The sequence below is a fragment of the Serratia sp. K1WW1 genome (genome assembly GCF_055790865.1).
Map to the genome: position 1 here is coordinate 3,769,231 of NZ_CM147697.1, position 24,416 is coordinate 3,793,646.

Sequence of the window (24,416 nt, forward strand, 5' to 3'; positions counted from 1 at the left end):
ATACAAACAGAACGGCGCTTTTGCTCTCAGCGCCGTAAATAACCGTTTCACCCCAGCTTACCACTGGCAAAAAAACACGCCTATCATCCTCGTCATACAAAAAAATAGCCACCATCAGGCGGCTATTTTCAGATTTATAGTGCACTTTTTTAGCTTTGTGGCGTTTATTTCGACACCGAGTCTAAAACCGGTTGTTCGCTGGCGAACCCACGCAGGCCAACCACGTGTACATGCTCATGGTTCTGGAACACCTTACGCACCAGTTTATAGGTAGTCCCTTTTTCCGGGCTGATGTTTTCTGGCGCGGCGATTATCAACTGCATCTCCAGACGATCGCACAGCTCAAACAGCGTGGCGATGGATTTGGCATCCAGACGAGCGGCTTCATCAAGGAACAGCAGGCGGCAAGGTGAAATATCTTTCCCCCGCAGGCGGCGTGATTCCTCTTCCCAGCTCTGCACCACCATGACCAGAATTGACATGCCGGTACCGATCGCTTCCCCAGTTGACAACGCGCCACTTTCCGCACGCAGCCAGCCGTCGGAGCCACGGAACACTTCCACTTCCAGCTCCAGATAGTTACGGTAATCCAGCAGCTCTTCACCAATGGTTTGTGGCGTGCGCTGGCCCATATCGATCTGCGGGTTCAGGCGCTGATACAGCTTGGCCAACGCTTCAGAGAAGGTCAGACGGTTGCTGTTAAACAGATCCTGATGCTGTTCCTGCTGCTCGGAGAGCACATCCAGCAAGGTGGCATGCGCTTCCCGTACGTTGACGTTCAACCGCACGCTCTTCACCTGACCGAAGGAAACCGCTTGCAGCCCCTGGTTAAGCATCCGGATACGATTCTGCTCGCGCTGGATGGTCTTGCGGATAATGTTCGCCACGCTCTTCGAACTGATTGCCAGTTTCTGCTCGCGCGCGGTCAGCTCTTCGGTCAGACGGCCAAGTTCGATCTCCATCTGTTCGATAGCTTCGACCGGATCGTCGGTGCGGATAATATCCTGACGGATACGCTCGCGCAGATGCTGATAGACCGCGATAAAGAACTGGATCTTGCGTTCTGGCCGTTTCGGATCTTCCGACAGGCGCAGCACGTCACGCAGATGTTCGTTATCCGCCACCGCCAGACGCAGCGCACCCAATGCCTTATCCGACATCGAACGCAGCTCGTCACCGTCCATATAGGCCAGTTCACGACGGTGCAGACGGCGTTCAACCCCGTTGTCTTTCACCATTCGCATCACGGCACACCAGCCCGCCTTGGCGGTCACCACCTGCTCACGCAGTTGGTAATAATCACGCTCCAGCTTGCGCAGTCTCTTTTGCAGGCTGTCCATTTCCGCTTCGCAGAAGGTCAGCTGTTTCTCCAACTGGTTACGGCGGTTACGGTTATTACTCAGCGAGGCATGCAATTCGTCCCGGCGCTGCCGCGCGCGGGCTTCGGCATTGGCATCGGCCTGCACGCCAATGTCCACCAGCTCCTGGCTCAGCTCTTTAAGCATGTCGCGTTTGGCGTCATAAGAGCTTTTCAGCGAGGCCAGTACTTGGCTGTATTGCGTAAACTGAGTTTGATACTGGCGCAGTTGCTCGCGGGCGCGGGTACGTTCCGCTTCCGCATGTTCCAGGCGTTGACGCAGTTTATCATTGAGATCGTTATCGGCATTCTGCATGCCAGCAGAATCGGTATAGCTGAAGTGCGCGCGGCGCTGAACCACTTCCGTCAGGGCAAAGGCTTGCTGTTTGGCCTGGCGTTGCGTGGCCTGGGCCTGTACATAGTCCTGCTGTAGCTGCTCATGTTGCTCCGGATCGCTTTGCAGCACCGATAACATAGGCTCCAGCTTGGCCAAGGAAACGCCGTGCTGTTGGATATAGCGCGCGGCATCCTGCGCCTCTTCCATTTCCTCGCGGATCTCTTCGACACGATCCTGCAAGGTTTCATCATTCAGCAGTGAGACCAGCGGCATCAGGCGGTTGAGTGCGGAAATGCCCTCTTTGGCCTGATCGTATTGCTGACGCTGCTGTTGGTTCTGCGCTTCGTGGTTATTGAGCGCACGCTCAATTTCACCACGGCGGCTGTTCAGAGCACGGATATCCGCTTCAGGATCCGCGTCAAACGCCACGGCGAGGTGCGAACCGATAAAGCGGCTGAACGCCTGGTGAGAACGCTGGGTTTTCTGCACGTCAAATGACAAGGTGGCGTAGCGTTCGGCCAATGAATCACGTTCTGCGTACAGCACTTCCAGGCGATTTTCCCGGGCAGCACGGCCAAACAGCGGCACCTCAGGGTAGCGCGAGTAACGCCACTGGCGATCGGCGATTTTCACCACCACCGCTTTTTCCTGCTCTTCGACGGCGAACACGCTGTCGTCAAACGACTGCGGATCCCCTTCGATCAGGTAGAGATCTTCCGGACAGTCTTCCAACCCTTCCAGCATCTCGCGCACCAGCGACAGATCCGGCACCACAATGGCGTGGCGCGACGGGCCGTACAACGCAGAGAAGTACGGGGCATCGTCAATGGTGACATCGTCATAGATTTCAGACAGTAGCACGCCGCCAAAGCGCTCCGCCAGCGTTACCAGACGCTGATCTTCGGCCCCGCTCGGCTGGCTGAGGCGTTCAACCTGCGCTTCGATTTCACGCTTGCGGGTGGCCACTTCATCACGTTCAACCGTGGTTTCGCGTTCGCGCTCCAGCAGTTGCTGCATGTATTCGGTAACCTGCTGGCCATCTGCGAAGGCTTCACCACTCTGCTCGCTGAGCTGGGTCAGTGAATCCTGCGCGGCCAGCCAAATCGGTGCTCTGGCGGTCAGCTCCTTGATGCGCTGCTGGATCTGCTCCAGCTCCTGACGCATTTCCATCCGACGCTCACCGGCCTCGCTGACGCTTTGCGACAACGATTCCAAACGCTCTTCCAGCTCTTGCTGCAAGGCATCAAGTTCATCCGGCTGATAACTCTGCCCGTGACGTTTGCAGAACTCCTGCAACAGACGTTCGGCATCCTGCTGCGAGCGAAGACGTTGCTCCAACTCGCTCAAACGCATCCGCAACGGCTGCACACGCTCGGCCTGATGCTGCTGCGAAGGCCAGTCACGCAATAGCTCACGCGCGGTTTGCCAGGCTTCACTGCGGCTGACTTCGCCCGCAATTTTACCCACCAGCTGATAGGCCTGCTCGAACTGGCTGTGAGCGGCATCCGCCACGCTTAACTTTTGTTCCAACTGCAACAGGGACTCTGTCGCTTCCTGCTCACGCGCCTGGAAGGTATCCAGCCATTCTTCGGCATTTTCGGCGGTGAGTTCCGGCACCTGACACAGCGCACGAGCGCGCTCAAGAGCCTGAAGTGCCTGCTGATACTGAATGGCGCGGGTTTGCTGCACGTCCAGCGCCTGCTGGTAATCGGCGAGCTGGCTTTTCAGCTCATCCACCTCCATCTCTGCGGCTTCGGCACGCGCTTCGTTTTCCGCCTGCTGCTCGCTCGCTTCGGCGACAACCTCATTCTGTTCTTCCAGGCGGTAGGTCAGCTCTTCCAGATCGCCTTCATAGCGTTCGATCTTTTCCTGCTGGCGCATTGCGGTCTGCACCAGATTGAGGTGGTCGCTGGCGGCCTGATAATCGGTTTCCAGATCGGATTCGGCACCGCTTTGCTCAGCCAGCTCACGCGCCATTTCAACGTGGCGGAACTGCTCGGCGGCCAGCTGTTTGCGGCTGCTCAGCAACTCGTTGCGCAATACCAGCGCCCCATCCAGATGGATACGCCGTTCATTGGCGTGGCGCATGTAGTCTGCGGCAACGTACGAGGTCGCTTCGGAGATCAGATGCTTGAACAGATCGCGGTCCGACTGGGTGACGCGGATCGCTTCCAGCGTCATGCGGTTCTCGCGCAGTGCGGCTTCCATATCCTGGAACGCTTTACGCACGCCGCCGTTTTCCGGCAGCAGGTAATCGCGCAGAGAACGGGTGATGGCACTGGAAATCCCGCCGTATAGCGAGGCTTCGATTAGACGATAGAACTTGCTACGATCGGAGGAAGTGCGCAGACGCTTGGGCAGCACCCCCAGATCAAACATCAGGGCGTGGTAATCGGTGATGGAGTTGAACTGCTTGAACTGCACCCCTTCCATCTCTTCAACACGCTCTTTCAGTTCCTGCAACGAAAGAACCCTAGCCTGACGCTCACCGACGGTCTCGGTCAGCAGTTCGGTCGGTTGCACCGCCGTTGGCAGCCCCTGAATGGTGAAAGGTTTGATATCGACCTTACGATCGCGCCCCGCAACCTGTTGCAGACGAACCCCGACCACCACACGCTGGTGGCGTGAGTTGACTACGTCTAGCGTTGAGTAGCAGACACCGGCACGCAATTTACCGTGCAGGCCTTTGTCGCGTGAACCGCTGGTGGCACCGGCTTCGGTGGTGTTACGAAAGTGCAGCAGCGTCAGATCCGGGATCAGCGCCGTGACGAAGGCCGCCATGGTGGTGGACTTACCGGCCCCGTTACCGCCCGAAAGCGTGGTGACCAGCTCATCGAGATCAAAGGTTCGGGCAAAGAAACCGTTCCAGTTAACCAGCGTCAGTGAGCGAAATTTACCGCGTTCAATCATTCCTGTTCATCCTCTGCACTGTCCTGGGTGGCATCTGCCTGCGCATCTTCCGCATCAACTTCATCGTTCAGTGACAGGCTGTTTTCAACCGGCATCGCCTCACCGTCGCGGATCATCCGCAACTGGGCTTCGCGCGGGTCGTCACCGCTACGCACATCGGCACCGAAGCGGAACACTGCCTCGGTAATGCGGAATTTGCTGTTGTCATTGCCCATGAAATACACCATGCCAAGACGGCGCAGGCGATTGAGCGAGGAGCGCACTTTTTCATGCAGCTTCTGACGGTCAAGATCCGAACCGGTGGAACGCTGGTTGACGAACTTCAGCAGCTTGCTCTCATCCGCCAGGCTCAGCAGCTCATCATACAGCTCCTGCTGGCTGAAAATGCCTTCATGCGCCAGGCGCTCGGGGCTCAGGTAGAGGTAGCACAGGATTTTGCCGACCATCATGTCCAACTCGGAAAGCACCGAGCGTGGAATGAGCGTGGTCGAGCGCGGGCGCAAATAGAAGAACCCTTCCGGCGCCCGGATCAGCTCGACGCTGTAACGGGTATAAAACTCTTCCAGTTCGTCTTGAAAATCCATGAGGAATGCGTGGTTGTCCAACTCATCGATACCGATGTGACGACCTGCGCGCAATTGGCTGTCCAACGCCGGAAACAGCGTGTTAGACAGTGCCTTGGCCAGCTTGACTGGCATTACTTGTTCAATATTTGTCGATGACATGGGCCTGTACCTTGGCTCCGTAATCATTGATTGCCTGCCACTGCGCGGGCAACCCTGAAAAATCAGCTTCAGCCACACCAAGGCGCACTGCCTGGTCGACCACTATGCGGGCAACGTCAAAGTGACGCACACGCGGATATTGCGCCAGATAATCGCGCATCACTGCCCCTAAATCGAGCGGCATCTTTTGTTCCTGATAAATCTTCAGTGCCTGTTCGATCATCGCTGCCAGCTGTTCGCGAATTTCGCTGAACTCTTCATATTCCAGATCTGGCGGCAGTTCCCCGGTGACCTCTTCACTGCGCAACGCCAGCTCTTCGTCTCGCATATCGAGCAGACGATCGGCGTTGGCATGGGTCAGCGTCCAAGGGTTATCGAAGTAGTTTTGTACCGATTGGCGCAGGCGTTGGGCGAACACGCGGTTTTTATCCATATCGATGGCGGTACGGATAAACTTGTGCACGTGGCGATCGTAGCCGATCCACAGGTCAATCGCCTGTTGGCCCCAACTGATGATGCGATCCAGCTTGCTTTGCAAATCAAACACCAGCTTATCGACAAAGCCCAGCTCCATCTCACCCAACGTGGCGTCCTGAATACGCAGCAGATTGGCCTGGAGTTTATCACCTGCGGCCTCCAGCGTATCCTGAAGTTCACGCAAGGTACCGGAGGTTTCAGACAGCAGCATTTCACAGCTGGAGATCGCCGCACGCCAATCCTGATTCAGCAGCGCCGCAATATCGGTTTTCACACTCTGCTGCTGTTCATCCATCAGGCGCTGGGTCAGATCGATACTGTCGAAGATCTCTGCTACCGAGTATTTCAACGGAGCAAAGACGTTGCGGTGCCAATGGAAATCATCGCCGCCCTCTTCGGCTGCGTCTGCGGCACGCTTTAACTCTTCCGCCACGATCGATAGCTGCATGGAAAGGCGCAGGGTCGAAAACTCACGCTGGCGGATATAGTAATCGGTTATACCAATACCCAGCGGCGTCAGGCGATAGATGGCATTGCCGTCTGCCAACTCGCTGGTAAAACGGTTCAACAGGCGCTGGCGCACCATGTCGTTAATCGCATTGTTGGCGCGTATCGCCACCGTTTCATGCGTCTGTTCAAACCCTTTGCTGACATGGCGAAATGCATCAACCAGCTCACCTTCGCTCATCTCGCCGTCCAGCCGCTCACCGTTTAACGTGGCAATAGCCAGCAAAAACGCAAGACGCTCAGTGGGGAGCGAAATAGAGAAATCATTTTTCCGTGCCCAGGCGACCAGTTCGGGTACTGTCTGGGAAAATTCACTCATAGTTCGTCCTTCAGGTTCGGTTTATGCGCCGAGACGTGAATATAGCGCCCCAAACTCACGTAAGGCTCTTGCCGACAATAAAGCTGTTCAAGCGCCAGTAACTCTTCAAATTTTTGGGTCTGTAGCTGCCTGCTTTGCAGATAATCATGGAAAACCCTCACGCCGGTTTTGCCTGAAATCTGCATGCCCATCTGCTCCAACCAGCCATAGACCAGCGGTGGGCTGTGTGGATACTGCGGCGACAGCGAGCGCTTGCGACGCCGCCTGACCTCGGGATCCACCAGTTGGAAATTGCCCAGCACCACATTACGCATCAACAAACCGTTGGCATTAAAGAACATTAGTGACAGTGCGCCGCCGGGCACCAGGCAGTCAAACAACGCCTGCAAGGCCACCTGCGGTTCGGCGATCCACTCTAAAACCGCATGGAACAATATCAGATCGACCGGTTGTGCCAAATGCTGACCAATCTCTTGCGCCGAACTTTGTATGAATTGCATGTTCTGGCTCACACCTTTCTGCTCGGCCAGCAACGCAGCGCGTTGGATCATCTCACCAGAAAGATCGCACAACAAGACCTGATGTCCTAATTCTGCCAGTTGGCAGGCCATGTGGCCTTCGCCCCCACCAGCATCCAGAATGCGCAGCGGCCGCTGCGGCAACTGGGCCAGCAGCATGGTCAGATCCTGCCAGACTACCGCCTGACGGATTTTCCCCTTGGTGGTGCCGTAAATATTACGCGCAAACTTCTCGGCAATATCGTCAAAATTGCGATCCTGCATGGACAACGGCTCCGCTGATTCTATCTTGGCCGACGGCAAAGCGCCTGCCCATTCAAACCTGCTATTTTGGCACAGACTGGCTTAGAATAAATCTTCTTGCAGCATGAATGCGGCCAGATGTCGTTTTTTCGCCCAAAAGGACCTGATTTTTGATGTTATTTAACTTAAAAAAATTTATTGGTGGCCTGATGATGCCTCTACCCGCCCTGCTGTTGTTAATGGGGCTGGCATTATTGCTGCTGTGGTTTACCCGTTGGCAGAAAAGCGGCAAAGTCATATTAAGCCTGAGCTGGCTGCTGTTGCTGTTGCTCAGCCTGCAACCGGTCGCCGATCGCCTGTTGAAGCCGTTAGAATCCAGTTACCCGACCTATAGAGGCAACGGCCAGATTGACTATATCGTGGTACTTGGCGGCGGTTATACCTATAACCCGGACTGGGCCCCCAGCTCTAACCTGCTCAACAACAGCCTGCCACGGGTGACCGAAGGCGTCAGGCTATACCTGTCGCACCCGGGTAGCAAGATGGTCTTTACCGGTGGAAAAGGCGCGAAAACGCAAAGCAGCGCGGCCACCGCAGCACTGGTGGCGGAAAGCCTGGGAGTGCCTGCCAGCGACATCGTGCTGGTGGACCGCCCGCGGGATACCGAACAGGAAGCCGCAGAGGTCGCAAAATTGGTAGGGCAACAGCCGTTTGCGCTGGTGACATCCGCCAATCACTTGCCGCGTGCCATGCGCTTCTTTGAGGCTCAGGGCTTGCACCCAATCCCGGCTCCGGCCAATCAACTGGCCATTACCTCACCGCTGAATATCTGGGATCGGGTGATGCCTTCCGCGATGTTCCTTGGGCACAGCGAACGGGCGGCATATGAAACGCTGGGCAGCCTGTGGCAGCAGCTAAAAGGTGACGGTGAGGCCAGCAGCGATTAGTGAGCCAACCAGGGCCGTAGCTGTTGCGCGGCCTGATCGAACGCCGGGCGATCCAGCTTGCCGGTATGGATCATCCTGGCTATCGCTTCCCACACCACATAGAGCCAACGACGAGACAGGAAAGACTCCGCCACTGGCGCACGCTGTAGATAGTGGAATAGCAGCCGATCCGGCATCCCCGCCTCGCAAAGCCTGAACAGCTCATATTCCCGTGGCGCCCACAGCATCATGCCTGGGTTGAGCATCGCCAACAGTTGATCGGTTTTGGCATCTTTCAACATGCTGCGTAAACCCAGATTACCGTGCACCAGTACGCAAGGGTCATCAAAATCGGCAAAGAAGTCGATCAGCATTTCACGCGTGCGGAACAGCAAACGGCGGTCTGCCATGCTTAACAGCGGCGAGTTCATATTACCCAGCGTTGACCAAAGTACTTCGATACGCTGCTGGTACCAACTGCACCAGTCATTCTCCTGCGTGCTGTCAACCGTGCCCACGCAGCCGTGGCTATCGATACGGTGCCAAGCCAGCATGCCGTCGACAATCTGGTCCATCAAGGCTTCCCAACGGGCCAAAGTCCGGGTTGGAGCCTCGACCGAGACGCCACGCAGGCGTTCGATCAGCAAAATCTCTTTGTAGGGCGCTTGCCGGGTGTAGACCACGCCAAACACCGTTGGCAGACGAATGTCCCCTTCACGCGCCAGCATGGATAACTTGTAAGCTTCCTGCTGGGCAATGCCCTCACAGACGAAGCTTTTCGCCATCAGCGGGATCGCATGATCCTGGCGATCGTACAGTGAATACAGATGGGCATAAGGCTGTTCGCTGACGCGTTCCAGACGACCGACGGACTCTCCCAGCACAATACTCAATTCGGCACGCAGTTGCTCCATGGAACGACCCCCCTCCACATTAAGGATAAGCAACTGTCATCATTGAACGGTGAGCGGAGAAATTCTTCAATGCAGATCAATAAAAAGGGTAAATCAGGGAATTGAGATGGCCGGGGTCTCCGGCCAATAGATGACTCAACGCTTGATGCTGTCCCGCACTCGTTGCAAGTCTTCCGGGGTATCGACACCGACGCTCGGAATGGCCTGCGCCACCGCGACGTGGATCTTTTCGCCGTACCACAGCACACGCAACTGCTCCAGCAGTTCAATCTGTTCCAGCTGGCTTGGTTGCCAACTGACGTAGCGGCGGACAAAACCGGCACGGTAGGCATAAATCCCGATATGTCGCAGCAGGCTGTTACCAATACTCTCTTTTGACTGAGCAAAACGCTCACGATCCCAAGGGATGGTGGCACGTGAGAAATAGAGCGCATAGCCTTGCGCATCCATCACCACCTTGACCGCATTCGGGTTGAAGGCTTCTTCTGCGGTTTCGATCGGTACCGCCAGCGTGGCCATCCCTGCGCTACTGGCCGCCAGGTTTTCTGCCACCTGACGCACGATAACCGGCGGGATCATCGGCTCATCGCCTTGCACATTGACAATGATTTCATCATCGGCAAAGCCACATTTTTCGATCACTTCCGCCAGGCGTTCGGTGCCGGAATGGTGGTCCGGGCTGGTCATGCAAACTTCACCGCCGGCAGCCTCGACCGCTTTGGCCACCTCTGGGTGATCGGTGGCGACAATCACGCGGGAAGCCCCTGATTCACGGGCTCGTTCCATCACATGCACCACCATCGGCTTACCGTGGATATCCGCCAACGGTTTACCCGGCAAGCGGGTGGACGCATAGCGCGCCGGGATGATAGCGATAAAACTCATGCGTGTTTCTCGTCCAGTGGGATGGTGCGCGCTTCGTTTTCCAGCAATACCGGAATACCATCACGTAATGGGTAGGCCAGGCCGTCCAGTTTGCAGACCAGTTCCTGATGTTCTTTGTTGAAATAGAGCTTACCGTTGCAAACCGGGCAGGCAATGATTTCGAGTAAACGGTGATCCATGCTTCCTCCAGGGGAAGATATGCTAACAGGGAAAGTGCGTGAGGATAGCATAACGCCATAGGGCCGGTTAATCACCGCCTGATTTGCTGAGACGGTTGCCGAACGGGAAATTTTTCTGCGGGGGTTGAATCACTCCATTAGCAGGCGTAGAATTTTTTGTGACTCACATCACAAAAAAATGAGAACCTGCAAATGATCAAACGTCTTCATAAAATCATCGCGCTGTTTGCCAACTACAGCAACTGAAAACGCCCCGCCCTCACCCTAACCCTTATGTCTTGATCTTCTCCGCCTTAGCGGAGAAGATCCCCGACTGATCATCGGGAGATAGTTGGTGAGCTCCTCCTAACCCTAGTGCCTATGAGCCCGTGGGAGAGATTGTGCCCCAACTGTCTATTTCCCTGTCGCCTTGTAGACCGAACGGTATCCTGTGCCTATGAGCACCCACATATAAGGATGGTCCGGCGATAAATTACAGACATGGTTATGGAGTGCCATAATGCGCAGAACCCCTGTCGGCGTTGATATCGCCAAACTCAAGTTTGATGTCGCCGTACTGCTGGAAAATCAGAAGTATAAAACCAAAAAGTTTGCCAATACCCCTTCTGGATGCCGCGAGTTCGCGGCCTGGTTGAGCCGCTTTGGCGACTGTCATGTCTGCATGGAAGCCACTGGGAGCTACAGCACGGAACTGGCCACTTATCTGGCAGACAACAACTACCACGTCAGTCTGATGAACCCGGCGTGTATCCATTCCTTCGGCAATACAGAACTGACCCGGAACAAAACGGACAAAAGCGATGCAGCGATGATAGCCCGCTACTGCGCACTGCATCAGCCTGACCCGTGGTTCCCAGCCCCATTGAGCGAACGCCAGTTGACCGCGTTGGTCAGGCATCTTAAGAACCTGGAAGAGATGCGTCAGATGGAAGAAAATCGCCTGGAGGTGGCAGAAGCGGTCATCGTCCCTTCACTCAATGAACACATCGCCACGTTGGATGAACTGATACGAGAAACGAAGAAGAGAATCAGTCAGCACATCGATGATAACCCTGACCTGAAACGGGACAGCGAGTTGCTAAAAAGCATCCCAGGGGTGGGAGAGATGCTGAGCTCCAGCCTGCTGGCCTTTGCTGGAAACCTGCGTCGGTTCACCAGCAGCAAGGCCCTGGTGGCGTACGCAGGACTGAATCCACAGCGATGTGAGTCGGGGATGTTTAAAGGGAAAAGCCGGTTATCGAAAGTGGGACACAGTGAGCTACGAAGCGCGTTATACATGCCAGCGGTAGTAGCAGGCCAATACAATGTTGTGGTTAAGGACTTGACAGAAAGGCTGAAGTTGCGTGGGAAGTCGGGCAAAGAGAGAGTGTGTGCGGCGATGCGAAAACTGCTGCAACTGGCCTATGGTGTGGTGAAATCAGGAAAGGTATTTAATGCGGAAATACCGCTTGCCGGATAGCCGACAAGACGGTATCTCTCCCAAAGGGAGAGGGGACCGAACGTGCCACAACTTAATTGCAGCACCCATTTTCAACATTGATTCTGTTACAGATTAAAATCCGTACCTGATACCAGCTCCTACAGAACATGAAGGATCCCAACATTTGGTGAGATTATCTTCTGTCTCCCAACTGAGCAGGGACGTTCAGCTCCCTCTCCCTGTGGGGACTGAACGTGCCACAACTTAGCTCCTGCATTCGTCCTCTACATCAGCCCGTTACGGATTAATTTCTACACCTGATCACATCTCCATACCCGCTCCTACAAAACATGAAGGATCCCCCACATTTGCCGAGATTATCTTCTGTCTCCCAGCAGAGCAGGAACTTTCAGCTCCCTCTCCCTGTGGGAGAGGGTTGGGGTGAGGGGACTTCCCAGCCTTGCCCCCACTCTGCTGCCAGCGATGCGGGGACATCTCCTAGCGAGACCTGCTGCGCCCCGTGCCATTTCGCCGTACGGGTGATTGCCTGACGCATATCCTGGCAACGCTGCTTACCCAGCTTGACCCCAGATTCAAGATGGAAACTGATTACTTCAAACACACCCTGCTTGCGGTGCATTTTCGCATCTACCCGGCCAATCAGTTCGCCCCGCTGCAACAGCGGCAAGGTGAAATAGCCGTACTGGCGTTTTTCTTTTGGCGTGTAACATTCCAACCGATAGTCAAAGTTGAACAGTTCCAGAGCACGCAGCCGATCCCACACCACCGGATCAAAAGGAGACAGCAGGCAGGTTACCGTGGACTTCAACTTCCCTTGTTCCGCCAGCGCCAACTCGGCTGCCAGCGACTGATGGACATAAAATTCCCCTTCCAGCCCGTCGATAGCGATCTGGGAGATCTCTCCCTGCTGTAATAACATTGTGAGCAATGGTTTGGGGGCGACGCGTTTCAAGCGGTAATAATCTGCCAACCATTCGGCTTTAAACACGCCGAGATAGCGGCAACTGCGGCTTAGCATCTGTTGCTGCGCCGTCGCCTGAGGTAAGGCATGCACATCATCATCCCACTGCGGCAATAAACGTTCGGTGAGATCGTAGACACGGTGAAAATTACGGCGTTCAGCCACCATCAACTTGCCAGAGGTAAACAGAATTTCCAGATGACGCTTTTCCGGCTTCCAATCCCACCAGCCGTTAGCGCCTTTCTTTTCGGCGCTAAAATCGGCCGAACGCACCGGCCCCTTTACCGCGATATGCTGTAGCAGTTCATCGATAGCCTGTTGGTGCTGCTGCACCCATTCCTGCGAGTATTTCCACCCCATCCCCTGCGGTTGCAGCATGCGGTGGCGTAACAGACCAAAGTCATCGATAGGGAGAAAACAGGCTTCGTGCGCCCAGTACTCAAACAGTTTGCGACTAGCCAAGGCCTGTTCCAGCCATTCTGGCCGATAATCGCCCAAGCGACTGAACAGCACCAGGTAAGGGCTGCGGGCCACCACGCTGATGGTGTCAATTTGCAGCAACCCCATACGATCGATGGCGGTAATCACATCATCGGGGCAAGCCTGGCGTTTAATTGGGGAGAGCAGCCCTTGGGCGGCAAGATGAAGCGCGCGTGCAGAGGAAAGCGAAATAACGGGGATTGGCATCCTGATATCCAAGGGTCATTGAGCAATGGCCTGATGATAGAGGATCCTGGAGAAATTTTCTTCGCCAGTGCATGGGGTGGCGGCACCGGCACTGGCGAGGAAAGTTTGGGTCAGAACGCGATAACGTCTGCCGCTGACAGCCCGTGAGAGCTACGATAAATCGAGAACTCGACGTTCTGACCTTCGTTTAATGACTTGTTCTTGGTATTGGCGATAGCACGGCGGCTAACATAAATTTCGTCACTACCATCGACCGGTGAAATAACACCATAGCCTTGAGCCTGATCAAACCATTTCACTTGGCCCATTTTTAGCATTGTATTCTTAAACATATTTTATATCCTTTCACTTGAGCATCCTTCACAACGTTATTTTTGTTATTGTGTGGACGCTACCAGCCCATCCTAAAGTTTTTCGTAACAAACCTCTCGTGAGCAAAAATTAAAAAACCCGCACTGCGGCGGGCTGTTTGAGCTTAATATCTTCCGCATAACTCAGCATTAACGCGTCATTATGGTTGTATCAAGCTCTCTATACGCTATTTCCTGTAAACTTACAGAGCAACAACGTTGGCGGCAGCCGGCCCGCGCGGGCTGTCCTGAATGGTATACTCAACACGCTGGCCTTCTGCCAGAGTCTTGAAACCTTCGGTCATGATTGCAGAGAAGTGTACGAATACATCTTTGCCGCCATCTTGTTGTTCAATGAAACCAAAACCTTTACTTTCGTTGAACCACTTAACCTGACCAGTCTTCTTAGACATTACTATTACCTTTTAAATATTTACAAAAACCTGCCCTATGGCAATTTGGCCGTTTTTCAGAATCATTACTTATGGGAGGTACTTAGAAGGTTCGTCTTTGAAGCGGAATCAGATGATAACGTCTTGGGAGGAACTACTTAATCTATACTCGTACATAAATAGCGCTGCATCACAGGCCGGTATGCATTTACTCATAAACTCATCATCAAGACAAGAGGTTTATCACACTTTTTAGCTATATCCGCCCAGAATATTCCTATCAGACTGATTTTACTGGTTTAAATTCCTCTTATTTTTAGCTCATCGAAGGAGCATCTCGCTCATCACTCACCACTTGGGGTTATACCTGTAAATGAGAGCCAACGCATAAAACACTAATATCGTTAGCCAATCGATAACAAATCACGAACCAACTGACTAGACTTGAGTCAAAAACACGGTGAGGTGTCATCTGGCCAGCACTATTGGCGGCCTAAACCGCATTTTTCAGATTTTATTGAGCTAAGGAGCTAGCAGTATGATCGACCAGCACTTCGTCTCGCCGAATGACATTCGCGCCAAATTTTCCCTGGCAATGTCGGCCATGTATCAACAAGAGGTGCCACTGTACGGTGACTTGATCGAACTGGTCGCTGAAACCAATCGGGAGGTGCTGAGTAAAGATTCAGCCTTGGCACATGGGTTACAGATTACCGGTGAAATCGGTCGATTATCGATGGAACGCCACGGCGCTATCCGGGTCGGCACGGCAGCTGAATTGCAGACCTTACAACGACTGTTTACCGTCATGGGCATGTCTCCGGTGGGTTATTACGATCTCACCGCTGCTGGCGTCCCTGTCCACTCCACCGCCTTTCGTGCCGTACATGAAGCCGATCTGCAAGTCAGCCCGTTTCGCATCTTTACTTCGTTACTACGGCTGGAACTGATTGAGAATGTGGCGCTACGCGAGCTGGCACAACGGCTGCTGGATCGCCGCTGCATTTTTACCGAGCGGGCTTTGGAGCTGATAGCGTTACATGAAGTTCAGGGCGGGCTGGATGCCGAACAGGCGCAAGAATTCGTTGCCCAGGCGCTCGAAACCTTCCGTTGGCACCGCTTGGCCACCGTCAGCGCCAGCGAGTATCAACAGTTGCACAATCAACATCGCCTGATCGCCGATATCGTCGCCTTCAAAGGGCCGCATATCAACCATCTGACGCCAAGAACGCTGGATATCGATCGAGTACAGGCGGCAATGCCAGAACGCGGGATCCCGCCTAAAGCGGTGATCGAAGGCCCACCTACACGCAACTGCCCTATTCTTCTACGCCAGACCAGTTTCAAAGCGTTAGAGGAACAAGTCCTGTTTATCGAACCCGATGGTCATCAGGTTGTGGGCCATCATACCGCGCGTTTCGGTGAAATTGAGCAACGGGGCGTAGCCCTGACCGCCAAAGGGCGAACGCTTTACGATCGCCTGCTGCAGGCCGCCCAGGATGCATTACAGGTTCCGGCTACGGAAGATAATGCTCCACGCTATTATCAACTGCTGGCTGAGCATTTCCAGGCCTTCCCGGATGATTACAATACACTACGCGTGCAGCAATTAGCCTGGTTCCGCTATTTCCCTACCGAATGCGGGCTGGCGGCTAAAGAGACCATTGAGCAGCACAGCACGCTCGAACAGCTCATCGCACTGGACTACATCCGCTTCCAGCCGTTGGTGTATGAAGATTTCCTGCCGGTCAGCGCCGCCGGAATTTTTCAGTCTAATCTGGGGGGGAGCCGCCATGCGCAATACGCGGCCTCATCAAGCCGTGCGGCGTTTGAACAGGCATTAGGGGCAGGCGTGATCGATGAGTTAGCGCTTTATCAGCAAACGCAGCAGCGCTCACTGCAAGCTTGCGCGCAAGCCTTGGGCTTGCACGCTTTGGAAGCTTAGATTATTTGATTAACTTCTGAATTCCTTGCAACAGTTGCTCGGCCTGCTCGGTGGGAAGTACCGCTTCAACCGGTAAATACCACCAGTCAGGCTGGGCAAATGCACGGCATTTCACCGCATCCTTCTCGGTCATCAGCAGCGTTTGGCCTTGGCTCGCCAATGCGGCTAACTGCCCGTGGTTGTATTCCTGGTGATCGGCAAAAGCAACCTCGCGATCGACTTCAACCCCCAACTTTTCTAGCGTGGCGAAAAATCTTGGAGGATGACCGATCCCTGCCATCGCCACCACGTGGGGCAATTCGATCGCCGGGCGGCGCTCACCGCTGGCGATATTCACCGCATCCTGCGCCTGGAGCCTCATGGCGATTTCCCCCGGCTGGGCAACACCGCCATTTGCCACACAGGCATCCACAGTCTTTAAGCGGGATACACGCTCACGCATTGGGCCAGCGGGTAGCCACCAGCCATTGCCGAAGCGACGAACGCCATCGATCACCACCAGCTCAAAATCACGCTGTAAAGCATAGTGCTGGAGGCCATCGTCGGTGATGATCAAATCAAGCTCGCCCTGATTCAACAAGGCTTGCACCGCTTCGGCGCGCTTTGGCGAAATAGCCACCGGTGCCCCGGTGCGCTGAAAGATCAGCACGGGTTCATCACCGGCCTGCCGGGTGGTAGTCTGAGCATCCAGCACCAGCGGATAGACCGCCGACTTGCCGCCGTAACCTCTGGAAACCACGCCGACCCGGTAGCCACGCTGTTGCAGCTGTTCAACCAACCAGATAACCATCGGTGTTTTACCGTTGCCCCCCGCAGTGAGGTTCCCCACGATAACCACCGGCACCGGCGCGCGCCAACTCTTGCGCAAGCCACAGAGGTAGCTAAGGCGGATCAGACCGCTCACCAGGCCATACAGCCAGGAGAGCGGCAACAGCAGCAGGTAAACCAGTGAACTACCGGACCAGATGCGCTCTATCATTACTGACCAAACTGCATGCGGTGAAGTTGTGCGTAAGCCCCTTTCTGCTCGATCAACTCGGCATGCTGGCCACGTTCAACGATACGCCCATCTTCAACCACCAGGATCTCATCGGCTTTCTCGATAGTCGACAGACGGTGGGCAATCACCAATGAGGTACGGTTTTTCTGCAGCTCGTCCAAGGCCGCCTGGATCGCACGCTCGGATTCGGTATCCAGCGCGGAGGTGGCTTCATCCAGGATCAGGATTGGGCAATCTCGCAGCAAGGCCCGAGCGATGGCAATACGCTGACGCTGGCCACCGGAAAGCATCACGCCGTTCTCACCGATCACCGTATCCAGACCATGTTCCATTTTATCAATGAAGTCGGTGGCATAGGCCATGCGCGCAGCTTTCTCGATCTCTTCACGGCTGTAGCGCTCTTCACGAGCATAGGCAATGTTGTTGGCAATGGTGTCATTGAACAGGTGGACGTTCTGTGAGACCAGGGCAACCTGATCGCGCAGCGAGGCCAGGGTATATTCCCGCAGATCGTGACCATCCATCAGGATCTGCCCTTCCTGCACGTCGTAGAAGCGCGTCAACAGGTTGGCTATCGTCGATTTACCCGAACCAGAACGGCCAACCAACGCCACCGTTTTACCTTCTGAAATGCTCAGATTGATATCACGCAGCGCTGGGATCTCGCGCCCCGGATAGGCGAAGGTCACATTACGGAATTCGATATCGCCTTTGGCACGCTCAACCTGGCGAGTACCGGTATCCTTTTCCTGTTCCAAATCCAGGATCGAGAACAACGTCTGGCAAGCCGCCATGCCGCGTTGGAACTGGGCATTCACGTTGGTCAAGGATTTCAGTGGGCGCATCAAGGCAATCATGGCGGAAAACACCACGGTAATGGTACCGGCTGTCAGCGTATCCATCACGCTAGGGAAGCTTGCTGCAAACAGCACAAACGCCAATGCCAATGAGGCGATCAACTGAATAATAGGATCGGCAATAGAAGAAGCCGAAACCAGCTTCATCCCCTGCTGGCGCATGCGGTTACTGACGGTGTTGAAGCGCTCGGTTTCCACCTGTTGGCCACCAAAGATCAGCACTTCTTTATGCCCTTTCAGCATCTGTTCTGCACTGGTCGTCACCTGCCCCATGGTGTTTTGCATATTTTTACTGATATTGCGGAAACGTTTGGAGACCAGGCGGATCGCGAAGGAGACGATCGGTGCCAGCACGATCAGGATCAGCGAAAGCTGCCAGCTGTAATAAAACATCATGATGAACAGGCCGATGATCGAGGCCCCTTCACGCACCACGGTAACCAACGCGCTGGAAGAGGATGAAGCTACCTGTTCCGAGTCGTAGGTAATACGTGAAAGCAGAGTTCCTGTTGATTGCTGGTCAAAAAAGGCCACCGGCATTCGCATCATATGGCCGAACAGACGGCGGCGCATCTGCATTACCACCATGCCAGACACCCAGGAAATACAGTAGCTGGAGACATAGCTGGTGATGCCACGCATCAGCATCAGGCCAATCACGACCAACGGCATCCAATGCAAGACTCGGCTATCGGCTTTACCAAAGTCGTCTAATAACGGTTTGAGCAGGGACAGCATCAACGTATCCCCCGCGGCGTTTAAAACCAGCGCAATGGCGGCGACCACCAGCCCGGTTTTAAACGGTGTGATCATCGGCCAGAGGCGGCGGAACGTCTGCCAGGTGGACAGATCTTTATCATTCATCATGCAAATACCAGCATCGGAAGAAATAGCGGCCCATTCTACTCATTATCCCCCTCAACGCCAAACCGCTGATGATACCAACGTGGATTTAGTTGTTCGCGAAAGCCTTTAACTTGCCAATCATGACGATAAAAAAACACGCTGAGCTGCCCTGAGCGGGCCGTGTCACGCCAGGGAATATGATTTTCCCGATAGCGTTTGACTATTTTTGCTGCCGGTAACCGCCAGGCGTTATAGCGGGATGCCGAGGCAAACGCCAGCTCGGGGGCAACGGCACGCAAAAATGGCGGCGTTGAAGATGTCTTGCTGCCGTGATGTGGCACCTGAAGGATAGTGCTGGGTAAATTCGCACGTTGTTTCAGCAATGCCTGCTCGGCCCGGCGTTCAATATCACCCGTCAGCAACAGGCTGAACTTGCCGTCATCGACACGCACTACGCAGGAATCATCGTTAGCGGCATAATCCACCCTTGCAGGAGGCCACAACACCTGAAAGTTTAGCTCTCGCCACACCCATCGCTGCCCTTGTACGCAAGGCAGGTGGCCAACGTTAACGATCGGCGTACGCACGCTGGCCTGTGGAAACGCCGCTTCGAGTACCGGCAAGCCGCCGATATGATCCAGATGGCTATGGCTGATAACGATTTGCTCCAGCGAGATCTGCCGCCAGCGCAGGAATGGCAAAATGTTGCGCTCTGCCGCGCTGGAGGCTTGCCAACGGTTGCCCGTATCAAAGATGACGGCCTTTCCTTCCCGCTCGATCACCACCGCCAGGCCGTGCCCTACGTCGAGCATATCGACCCGCCAGCGATAATCTGGCGATCTTTCCCGCCAGAATAGGCAACCTAGCACCACAACGGCACAACCAACAGGAAAGTGATACCACCAGCGAAAACGCCAGCAAACCACGGCTAACCACCCAAGGGCGCTAAATTGCAGCAAGGCAGCCCCAACCTGTAGCCACCCTTGCTCAAGCCCGGGAAGCGGCCACAAGGCCCAACTGACGGTAAGATCGGCCAATTGCCAACACCAGTGGCTTACTGGCGGAATAAAAAACAGCATCAATGCCAACAATATCAACGGAACCGACAGCAGAGAAACGATCGGCACCGCCCAAAGGTTGGCGGGTAACGATGTCCAGCTCAAGCCATGGAACAGGCCAAATTGTAACGGCATCAGCAACAGCGTCATCCCTAGTTGCATGTGTAGCCAACGCACAGGTGCCCAACCCCAAGAAGTGTTGAAGCGTCTGGGCAACGGTGCCCATTCGAACCAAAAGATTAAGGCCGCAACCGCCAGGGCGGAGAGCCAGAAGCTGTCCGAAAGCACCGACATAGGATCGCACAGCAACAGCAGGCTGATACACCACAGCCAGATTTGCCAGGAAGTGCAGGAAACTCCTTTGAGGCGCAGCCAAAGCCACAGAGACAAGGCAATAAAGGCCCTCATTGCCGGAGGTTGCCCACCTGCCAACCACACATAGCACAGCGCCATCAACCAACTGACAACCAGCGGCAAACGGTAGCCGATGTAACGCGCGGGCAATAAAAACTGCACGCCACGCGCCAGCCCCCAGGCAAAGGCAGCGGCCAGGGAAATATGCAGGCCAGAAATCGCCATCAGGTGAGCCACGCCGGTTTTCATCAGTTGCCCACGCAGTTCATTACTCATCAGCGAGCGTTCGCCAAACGCCAGCGCCAGCAACACCGGGCGTTGCGTCAGCGGCCTGAGTGATTGATCCCTCTGTTTGACGAACTGTTGGCGCCAGTTGCAGCCCTTATCCAGTGCCGTTGCGGAACGTACAAAGCCACGCAACGGTTGCCGATTAGCAATGGCCCAACGCTGCCCGTCAAAGCCACCTTCATTCAAGTTGCTGTGTACCGGGCGAAAGCGCACCTTCATCGCCCAACGTTGCCCTGCACAGGGCTTTTCGCCGCGCCAGTTTGCCGTAAAGGACAACGCAGGAACCAGCCATCGCCCGCTTACCTGCTCAATACGCAGTTGCACCTGTGGCGTTTCAGCCCCGTTCAGCCAAATGCTACGCACGGAAGCAATCACGGCTTTATCGCCGCTGGTCGTCAACGTTGCAACTTGCTGCATCAACAGGCTGGCACTACCGGTGGCGTAGATAAAGCCCAGCAAGCAGCAGCATAGTGCCTGGCGCCATGGATTCGGCTTATATCGCCAGAGCCATAAAGCCGCAACGGCCAGCCCTACCAATAAAGGCCACGACGGTAAGTGGGGCAAAAACAGTATCGGCAGCATCCCCATCACCAAAGCGATGGCGGCCCTATCCAGTGAGATCCTGATTTCCGCGCTCCTTGCCAAGTTTATCCTGCAACAAATGTGACTTCTCAGACGAATAACCGCCAGTTGCGGGTTGCTACTCAGGAAAGGAGGTCGTAAACATTCGGTTGGCTATTTGGCATTTACAGGCAAGGTTGCGGAGCGGAGCGCAAATTTTGGCAGGTATGGGAGGGTTTTCAGGCGAAAAAAAACGGCACCCTAAGGCACCGTTTTATATTCTTTACAAGCAACAACACTATGGGTGGTCAGCGACTAGCCATAGATATTGGCACGGTCACGTAACTCTTTACCTGGCTTGAAGTGAGGGACGTACTTGCCGTCCAACTCAACTTTATCACCCGTTTTAGGGTTACGGCCGACGCGCGGAGCACGGTAGTGAAGAGAAAAACTGCCGAATCCGCGGATCTCGATGCGCTCACCCTCGGCTAGCGTAGCTGCCATATGTTCGAGCATCTCTTTCACTGCATCCTCAACGGCCTTCGCCGGAATATGAGATTGCTGGCCAGCAAGTCTTTCAATAAGTTCAGACTTGGTCATAGTTCCTCCAAGCTTTGCAGCTAAACTACCGTATCGGGGCGGTCAGAAACCGCCCCCCCGTCATTACTCGCCTTTAGCCGCTTTGAAGGCTTCAGCCATAGCGTTAGAGAAGTTGCTTTCTTCCGGCTTGGTGTTGTTAACCGTAGCGATTGCATCTTTCTCGTCAGCTTCGTCCTTCGCACGGACGGACAGGCTTACAACGCGGTTCTTACGGTCAACGCCAGTGAATTTAGCTTCAACTTCGTCACCAACGTTCAGAACCAGAGTTGCGTCTTCAATACGGTCGCGAGAGGCTTCAGAAGCACGCAGGTAACCTTCTACGCCGCCTGCTAATTCAACTGTAGCACCTTTGGCGTCAACTGCAGTGACTTTACCAGTAACAATAGTACCTTTCTTGTTCATAGACAGGTAGTTATTGAACGGATCTTCAGCCAGTTGCTTCACGCCCAGGGAGATACGCTCGCGCTCTGCGTCAACTTGCAGAACCACAGCTGCGATTTCGTCGCCTTTCTTGTATTCACGAACTGCTTCTTCGCCTGCAACGTTCCAGGAGATGTCAGACAGGTGAACCAGGCCGTCGATGCCGCCGTCCAGGCCGATGAAGATACCGAAGTCAGTGATAGACTTGATTTTACCTTCAACGCGGTCGCCCTTGTTGTGGGTTTCTGCGAACTGCTGCCATGGGTTGTTTTTGCACTGCTTCAGGCCCAGGGAGATACGACGACGTTCTTCATCGATGTCCAGAACCATCACTTCCACTACATCGCCCACGTTAACAACTTTGGACGGATGGATGTTTTTGTTGGTCCAATCCATTTCAGAAACGTGTACCAGACCTTCAACGCCTTCTTCGATTTCCACGAAGCAGCCGTAATCAGTCAGGTTGGTAACACGACCCGTCAGCTTGGTGCCTTCTGGGTAACGTTTAGCGATAGCAACCCATGGATCTTCGCCCAGTTGCTTCAGGCCCAGAGATACACGAGTACGCTCGCGGTCGAACTTCAGCACCTTGACAGTGATTTCGTCGCCCACGTTGACAATTTCGCTTGGGTGCTTAACGCGTTTCCAAGCCATGTCAGTGATGTGCAGCAGGCCGTCAACGCCGCCCAGATCCACGAATGCACCGTAGTCAGTGAGGTTCTTAACGATACCTTTAACTTCCATGCCTTCCTGCAGGTTTTCCAGCAGTTGATCGCGCTCTGCGCTGTTTTCGGATTCGATTACTGCACGACGAGAAACAACAACGTTGTTGCGCTTCTGATCCAGCTTGATGACTTTGAACTCAAGCTCTTTGCCTTCCAGGTGCAGAGTGTCGCGAACTGGACGCACGTCAACCAGGGAACCTGGCAGGAACGCACGAATACCGTTCAGCTCTACAGTGAAGCCACCCTTAACTTTGCCGTTGATAACACCGACGACAGTTTCAGCTTCTTCGTAAGCTTTTTCCAGTGTGATCCAAGCTTCGTGACGCTTAGCTTTCTCACGGGACAGCAGAGTTTCACCGAAGCCATCTTCAACAGCGTCCAGCGCAACGTCAACTTCGTCACCAACCTGGATTTCCAGCTCGCCCTGGGCGTTTTTGAATTGCTCAGCCGGGATGGCAGATTCAGATTTCAGACCGGCGTCAACCAGTACGACATCTTTATCGATAGCAACAACAACACCACGAACGATGGAACCCGGACGGGTTTCGATTGTTTTCAGGGATTCTTCAAAGAGTTGAGCGAAAGATTCAGTCATGTTTAATCTTCAGGGTTCTATAGTTTAACGTCCATTTAGCATCCCGCCGAATGGGGTTGTTTCACATACCTTGCCATTGGCTTCCTGCCGACAAGGTTTAGGTTACAGGGGTAAAATTTTACCCGATATATTCAGTTACTGCTATGCAGTACGATGACAAATATGACAAAAAGCTAAAAACGCCGCCGCGCTTATTGCTGCGGCAACGCCAAAACTTCATGTGCATATGCCAACGCCCGCTGGATCACTTCCTCGATCGACATGCTGGTAGAATCCAACACGAGGGCATCGAGAGCCGGTACCAGTGGCGCAATAGCCCGATTACGGTCACGGTCATCCCGTTCCTTTATCTCGGCTAAAAGACGTTCAAAGTTAACATTAAAGCCCTTTTCCTGCAACTGTAGCATACGACGATGCGCACGCTCTTCGGAACTGGCGTCAAGGAAAATTTTAACCGGCGCATCCGGGAACACCACCGTGCCCATGTCACGGCCATCGGCGATCAGGCCCGGTGCCTCGCGAAATGCGCGTTGGCGGCGCAGCAGCGCCTCACGAACTCGTGGGAATGCGGCCGTTTGCGAAGCCGTATTGCCAACGGTTTCGGTGCGGATCTCATTACTGACGTCCTCACCTTCTAAAATAACCTGCAGCTTGCCGTCCTGAGCAACAAAGCGGACGTCGAGATGGGCGGCCAAGGGGACTAACGCCTCTTCAGAGGTGATATCCACCTGATGGTGCAACGCTGCCAGGGCCAGTACGCGATAAATCGCGCCGGAATCCAGCAAACGCCAACCAAGGGATTCTGCCAGCGCCTTGCACAGCGTGCCTTTGCCTGCACCACTTGGTCCATCAACGGTTATCACCGGAACTGTAGCCGTCATTTCTCTCTCCTTCAGGTAGGAACCTCACAGGAACACGCCCTGCTGTCTGCCCAAGTAGGAGCAGATTCGGGGGCGTATTATACGCGCCTGTGGAGTTTACTGTTACCGCGAACTGTCTGATTGCCGAAAAGATGGGCACTAATCGCAAAAAAGGCCTC

General features: G+C 54.5%; 19 protein-coding genes. 3 read left to right on the plus strand and 16 right to left on the minus strand.

Annotated elements, in window-relative coordinates; genetic code table 11:
• Nucleotides 1–164 precede the first annotated feature (164 nt).
• The 4 genes from mukB to cmoM are packed head-to-tail and all read right to left on the minus strand — an operon-like array spanning nucleotide 165 to nucleotide 7,414.
• On the minus strand, nucleotides 165–4,604 hold the full coding sequence (gene mukB / locus ACX9GU_RS17105) for a chromosome partition protein MukB (RefSeq protein ID WP_473192323.1): 4,440 nt from the start codon (nucleotides 4,602–4,604) through the stop codon (nucleotides 165–167).
• On the minus strand, nucleotides 4,601–5,329 hold the full coding sequence (mukE, locus tag ACX9GU_RS17110) for a chromosome partition protein MukE (protein WP_209527743.1): 729 nt from the start codon (nucleotides 5,327–5,329) through the stop codon (nucleotides 4,601–4,603). The genes mukB and mukE overlap by 4 nt, the downstream gene beginning before the upstream one ends.
• On the minus strand, nucleotides 5,310–6,632 hold the full coding sequence (gene mukF, locus ACX9GU_RS17115) for a chromosome partition protein MukF (protein WP_021804906.1): 1,323 nt from the start codon (nucleotides 6,630–6,632) through the stop codon (nucleotides 5,310–5,312). Before mukF ends, mukE begins: the two co-directional genes overlap by 20 nt.
• Nucleotides 6,629–7,414 carry a tRNA uridine 5-oxyacetic acid(34) methyltransferase CmoM gene (gene cmoM / locus ACX9GU_RS17120; RefSeq protein ID WP_071680737.1) on the minus strand — a complete coding sequence of 262 codons (786 nt, stop codon included), beginning with the start codon at nucleotides 7,412–7,414 and terminating at the stop codon, nucleotides 6,629–6,631. The genes mukF and cmoM overlap by 4 nt, the downstream gene beginning before the upstream one ends.
• A 152-nt stretch (nucleotides 7,415–7,566) precedes the next feature.
• On the opposite strand from cmoM, the gene elyC reads away from it, so the two are divergent.
• Nucleotides 7,567–8,340, plus strand: a complete 774-nt coding sequence (elyC, locus tag ACX9GU_RS17125) for an envelope biogenesis factor ElyC (RefSeq protein WP_473192324.1) — start codon at nucleotides 7,567–7,569, stop codon at nucleotides 8,338–8,340.
• Here the strand turns inward: elyC and ACX9GU_RS17130 are convergent.
• From ACX9GU_RS17130 to ACX9GU_RS17140, 3 genes are all read right to left on the minus strand, one after another.
• Entirely contained in the window at nucleotides 8,337–9,233 is an 897-nt protein-coding gene (locus ACX9GU_RS17130) for a YcbJ family phosphotransferase (RefSeq protein WP_473192325.1), read from the minus strand. The genes elyC and ACX9GU_RS17130 overlap by 4 nt on opposite strands.
• 135 nt (nucleotides 9,234–9,368) lie before the next feature.
• On the minus strand, nucleotides 9,369–10,118 hold the full coding sequence (gene kdsB / locus ACX9GU_RS17135; protein WP_024530368.1) for a 3-deoxy-manno-octulosonate cytidylyltransferase: 750 nt from the start codon (nucleotides 10,116–10,118) through the stop codon (nucleotides 9,369–9,371).
• On the minus strand, nucleotides 10,115–10,297 hold the full coding sequence (locus ACX9GU_RS17140; RefSeq protein ID WP_021804911.1) for a Trm112 family protein: 183 nt from the start codon (nucleotides 10,295–10,297) through the stop codon (nucleotides 10,115–10,117). The genes kdsB and ACX9GU_RS17140 overlap by 4 nt, the downstream gene beginning before the upstream one ends.
• A 499-nt stretch (nucleotides 10,298–10,796) precedes the next feature.
• On the opposite strand from ACX9GU_RS17140, the gene ACX9GU_RS17145 reads away from it, so the two are divergent.
• The gene (locus tag ACX9GU_RS17145) at nucleotides 10,797–11,756 is read left to right on the plus strand and encodes an IS110 family RNA-guided transposase (RefSeq protein WP_473192326.1); all 960 of its coding nucleotides are present in this window, start codon (nucleotides 10,797–10,799) and stop codon (nucleotides 11,754–11,756) included.
• 370 nt (nucleotides 11,757–12,126) lie between these two features.
• Here the strand turns inward: ACX9GU_RS17145 and ACX9GU_RS17150 are convergent, their stop codons facing one another.
• The 3 genes from ACX9GU_RS17150 to cspE form a co-directional block, all read right to left on the minus strand.
• The gene (locus ACX9GU_RS17150; RefSeq protein WP_473192327.1) at nucleotides 12,127–13,386 is read right to left on the minus strand and encodes a winged helix-turn-helix domain-containing protein; all 1,260 of its coding nucleotides are present in this window, start codon (nucleotides 13,384–13,386) and stop codon (nucleotides 12,127–12,129) included.
• Nucleotides 13,387–13,496: 110 nt separating this feature from the next.
• Nucleotides 13,497–13,718 (minus strand): cold-shock protein, encoded by a 222-nt coding sequence (locus ACX9GU_RS17155; RefSeq protein ID WP_021804913.1) that lies wholly within the window; start codon nucleotides 13,716–13,718, stop codon nucleotides 13,497–13,499.
• A gap of 221 nt (nucleotides 13,719–13,939) precedes the next feature.
• Nucleotides 13,940–14,149 (minus strand): transcription antiterminator/RNA stability regulator CspE, encoded by a 210-nt coding sequence (gene cspE, locus ACX9GU_RS17160; protein ID WP_021804914.1) that lies wholly within the window; start codon nucleotides 14,147–14,149, stop codon nucleotides 13,940–13,942.
• 517 nt (nucleotides 14,150–14,666) lie between these two features.
• On the opposite strand from cspE, the gene hglS reads away from it, so the two are divergent.
• Nucleotides 14,667–16,073: a 2-oxoadipate dioxygenase/decarboxylase HglS gene (gene hglS / locus ACX9GU_RS17165; RefSeq protein ID WP_473192328.1), complete on the plus strand. Its 1,407-nt coding sequence runs from the start codon at nucleotides 14,667–14,669 to the stop codon at nucleotides 16,071–16,073.
• 1 nt (nucleotide 16,074) lies between these two features.
• Here hglS and lpxK read toward each other — a convergent pair whose 3' ends face one another.
• The 6 genes from lpxK to cmk all read right to left on the minus strand — a co-directional run bounded on the left by lpxK (nucleotide 16,075) and on the right by cmk (nucleotide 24,258).
• Entirely contained in the window at nucleotides 16,075–17,052 is a 978-nt protein-coding gene (gene lpxK / locus ACX9GU_RS17170) for a tetraacyldisaccharide 4'-kinase (RefSeq protein WP_473192329.1), read from the minus strand.
• A complete protein-coding gene (gene msbA, locus ACX9GU_RS17175; protein WP_024484602.1) occupies nucleotides 17,052–18,797 on the minus strand; it encodes a lipid A ABC transporter ATP-binding protein/permease MsbA in 1,746 nt (581 codons plus the stop codon). Before msbA ends, lpxK begins: the two co-directional genes overlap by 1 nt.
• 35 nt (nucleotides 18,798–18,832) lie before the next feature.
• Nucleotides 18,833–21,064 carry a ComEC family protein gene (locus ACX9GU_RS17180; RefSeq protein ID WP_473195208.1) on the minus strand — a complete coding sequence of 744 codons (2,232 nt, stop codon included), beginning with the start codon at nucleotides 21,062–21,064 and terminating at the stop codon, nucleotides 18,833–18,835.
• Nucleotides 21,065–21,352: 288 nt separating this feature from the next.
• The gene (ihfB, locus tag ACX9GU_RS17185; RefSeq protein WP_004928264.1) at nucleotides 21,353–21,637 is read right to left on the minus strand and encodes an integration host factor subunit beta; all 285 of its coding nucleotides are present in this window, start codon (nucleotides 21,635–21,637) and stop codon (nucleotides 21,353–21,355) included.
• A gap of 63 nt (nucleotides 21,638–21,700) precedes the next feature.
• Nucleotides 21,701–23,377 (minus strand): 30S ribosomal protein S1, encoded by a 1,677-nt coding sequence (gene rpsA, locus ACX9GU_RS17190; RefSeq protein ID WP_021804919.1) that lies wholly within the window; start codon nucleotides 23,375–23,377, stop codon nucleotides 21,701–21,703.
• 191 nt (nucleotides 23,378–23,568) lie between these two features.
• Nucleotides 23,569–24,258, minus strand: a complete 690-nt coding sequence (cmk, locus tag ACX9GU_RS17195) for a (d)CMP kinase (protein ID WP_021804920.1) — start codon at nucleotides 24,256–24,258, stop codon at nucleotides 23,569–23,571.
• Nucleotides 24,259–24,416 lie beyond the last annotated feature (158 nt).